This window comes from Nocardia farcinica (genome assembly GCF_029867845.1).
Taxonomy (GTDB): Bacteria; Actinomycetota; Actinomycetes; order Mycobacteriales; family Mycobacteriaceae; genus Nocardia; species Nocardia farcinica_A.
On the sequence record NZ_JARWRU010001106.1, the window covers coordinates 1 to 3,378 of the forward strand.

The 3,378-nt window shown below is 72.3% G+C and carries 3 protein-coding genes and 1 pseudogene; all 4 read left to right on the forward strand.

Annotation, left to right across the window (positions count from 1 at the left end; translation table 11 throughout):
- Positions 1-772: alpha/beta fold hydrolase (locus tag QH283_RS24410; RefSeq protein WP_280505277.1), on the forward strand; the 772-nt coding region annotated here is incomplete at its 5' end.
- A gap of 132 nt (positions 773-904) precedes the next feature.
- Complete coding sequence (locus tag QH283_RS24415; RefSeq protein ID WP_280505278.1) at positions 905-1,423, forward strand: YcxB family protein; 519 nt, start codon at positions 905-907, stop codon at positions 1,421-1,423.
- A gap of 56 nt (positions 1,424-1,479) precedes the next feature.
- Entirely contained in the window at positions 1,480-2,886 is a 1,407-nt protein-coding gene (locus QH283_RS24420) for a sigma 54-interacting transcriptional regulator (protein ID WP_280505279.1), read from the forward strand.
- A pseudogene (locus tag QH283_RS24425) lies at positions 2,883-3,378 on the forward strand (hypothetical protein); the annotation flags it as partial. The gene QH283_RS24420 and the pseudogene QH283_RS24425, both read left to right, overlap by 4 nt.

The window sequence follows — 3,378 nt, forward strand, 5'->3', positions numbered from 1 at the left end:
CGGCTCGCCACGGTGGGGTTATTCCGGGGGCGCTGGGGGGTTCGGTACCCCCCCCGGCGCCCACGGCGACTGGGCCGCCGCCCCCCCCCCAACATACCCGCTCGACCACCTCGGCCGCGACCTGCGCGCGGTGCTCGACGCCCGCGCCCCGTCCGGGCCGGTGGTGCTGGCCGGGCATTCCATGGGCGGGATGACCGTGCTCACCTACGCCGCGCAGAACTCGCACGAGATCGGCACCAGGATCGTCGGCGTCGCGCTGCTGGCGACCGCGGCGAGCGGCATCGCCGACGCCGGTCTCGGCAGGCTGCTGCGCAATCCGGCGATCCCGCTGTTCCAGCGGGCGGTGCGGCGGGCGCCCGGCCTCATGCACCGCACGAAGGTGCTGGCCTGCACGCTGTTCGCGCCGGTGGTGCGGGCCGCGGAGTTCGGCGACCGCCGGGTGGGGCCGCAGGTACTCGCGCTGGCGAACGCCATGCACAACGAGACCTCCATCGTCACCATGGCCAGCTTCCTCAGCGCCTTCCGCACCTACGACCGCACCGACGCCCTGCCGCTGCTGGCGCGCGTCCCCACCGTGGTGCTGTGCGGCTCGGCCGACCTGATGACCCCGCCCTCGCACGCCCTGGAGATGGCCGCCGGGATCGACGGCTCCTCGCTGGTGATCCTCGAGGGCGCGGGTCACTCGGTGATCCTCGAACAACCCGCCGAGGTCGCCGAGGTGCTGGCCCGCCTGCTCGCCCGGGTCGGGCGGTCCCGCCTCGTGACGGCCTGACCAGAGCTGTTCCGAAATCGGGAACGTTCGAGGCCACGACTGTGCCGAGCGGTCGTGCCGATGGGGCGGGTGATCGATCACTCGCGCTGAGGGAGTCGGGCCGAGTTGTTCGGCGGCAACGGTTTTCGGACGATGGCCTACGATGCCGTGATGCACATCGCGCTGACCGTCCCTCACGACGAGAAACGGTTGCGCCGCACCCTGACCTTCGTCGTGGGGCGACAGGCGAACATCTCCCGCCTCATGGGCGGGATCTGCCTGTTCCTCGGCATCGTCCTGCTGCTGCTCGGCAGCCCGGTCGTGTGGGCGCCCTATGTCGTGTTCGGCGTGAGCCTGTTCCTGTTGTTCGGCACGGTGCCGCTGGCGGTCGCCCAGGCGCTGCGGTCCCAGGCCGCGGTCGTCAGGGAGGACCTGCGGCTGACCCTCGACGACGAGGCGATCACCCTGGTCACCTCGCGAAGCGAATCCCGCCTCGGCTGGGCCGGGGTCGACGCCGTGGAGGAGACGGCCGACACCTGGTATCTCATGCTCGGCAAGCTACAGGCGTTGTCGGTGCCGAAGGACCTGATGAGCGAGGCGGAGCGGACGGTGTTCGCGGACTTCGTGTCGCGGTGGCGGATGGAGCGGTCGGCGGGAGCGGCCGAGGGGTAGCGGCGCCTTGGCCGCACATGTCGACCGGACGGGCGATTCGTCGTAGCTTCGATGGGGTGACGGCTCCCACTGACCTCCCCACCACCGTCGGCGAACTGCGCGCGGCGGGCCACCGGCCGCGCGGGGTGAAGGCCGAGATCCGAGCGAACCTGCTGGCGAAGCTGAGCGCGGGACAGGATCCGTGGCCCGGCATCGTCGGCTACGAGCGGACCGTGCTGCCGCAGCTCGAGCGGGCACTGCTGGCCGGTCACGACGTCGTGCTGCTGGGCGAGCGCGGTCAGGGCAAGACCCGCCTGCTGCGCACCCTGCTCGGGCTGCTCGACGAGTGGACCCCGGTGATCGCGGGCGCCGAACTCGGCGAGCACCCGCTGGAACCCATCACGCCCGCCGGACGCAGGATGGCCGCCGAACTGGGGGACGAGCTGCCGGTGGCGTGGCGGCACCGCTCCGAGCGCTATGCCGAGAAACTGGCCACCCCCGACACCTCGGTGGGCGACCTGATCGGTGACGTCGACCCGGTGAAGGTGGCCGAGGGCCGCAGCCTCGGCGATCCCGAGACCATCCACTTCGGCCTGGTGCCGCGCGCCCATCGCGGCATCGTCGCGGTCAACGAGCTGCCCGACCTGGCCGAACGCATCCAGGTGGCGCTGCTGAACGTGATGGAGGAGCGCGACATCCAGGTCCGCGGCTACACGCTGCGCCTGCCGCTGGACGTGCTGCTGGTCGCCACCGCCAATCCCGAGGACTACACCAACCGCGGCCGCATCATCACCCCGCTCAAGGACCGTTTCGGCGCGGAGATCCGCACCCACTACCCGCTGGAGGTCTCCGCCGAGGTCGCGCTGGTGCGCCAGGAGGCCGACCTGGTGGCCGAGGTGGGGGAGCCGCTGATCGAGGTGCTCGCCCGGTTCGTGCGGCACCTGCGCCAGTCCCCGGCCATCGACCAGCGTTCCGGCGTGTCGGCCCGGTTCGCGGTGGCGGCGGCGGAGACCGTGGCGGCGGCCGCGCTGCGCCGGTCCGCGCTGACCGGGGAGAGCCCGGCCGTGGCCAGGCCGGTCGACCTCGAGTCGGTGGCGGCGGTGCTGCGCGGCAAGCTGGAGTTCGAGTCCGGCGAGGAGGGCCGCGAACAGGAACACCTCACCCACCTGCTGCGCCGCGCCTTCGCCGAGACCGCGCGCGATCGGATCGGCGGATTGAAGCTGCGCCCGCTGGTGGACGCCGTGGCCGCCGGTCATCCGGTGACCACCGGCGACCGGGTGCCCGGCGCGGACGTGCTCTCCGCGCTGCCCGAACTGCCGATCCTGCACGAGGTGGCGGCCCGGCTGGACGTCGAGCCCTCCGACCATCCGGCGCGCATCGCCGCCGCCGTCGAGTTCGCCCTCGAATCGCTGTTCCTCGCGCGCGAGATCGCCAAGGACTCCACCGAGTCCGACGCGGGCGCCACGGTCTACCGACGCTCATGACCGCCGCCGACCGCTACTCCTACGGCCCGTATCACGACGGGCCGGACCCGCTCGCCCCGCCGGTGGACCTGCGCGCGGCGTTGGACATGATCGGTGAGGAGGTGATGTCGGGCAGCTCGCCGCGCTCGGCGCTGGAGGAACTGCTGCGCCGAGGCACGAAGGGGATGCGTGGTCTGGAGGATCTGACCAGGCGGCTGTGGCAGCGCCGCGCCGCGATCACCCGCGACCACCGGCTCGACGGCACTCTGCGCCGGGTCAGGGAACTGCTGGACGAGGCGCTGGAAGCCGAACGCCGCGCCCTGTTCCCCGACCCCTCCGACGACGCCCGCTTCGCCGAGGCGCAGCTGGACGCCCTGCCGTCGAGCACGGCCGCGGCGGTCGGTGAACTCGCCGAATACGACTGGCGCTCGGAGACCGGCAGGCAGAACTACCGGCAGATCCGCGATCTGCTCGGCCGCGAACTGCTGGAATCGCGCTTCCAGAGCATGAAGC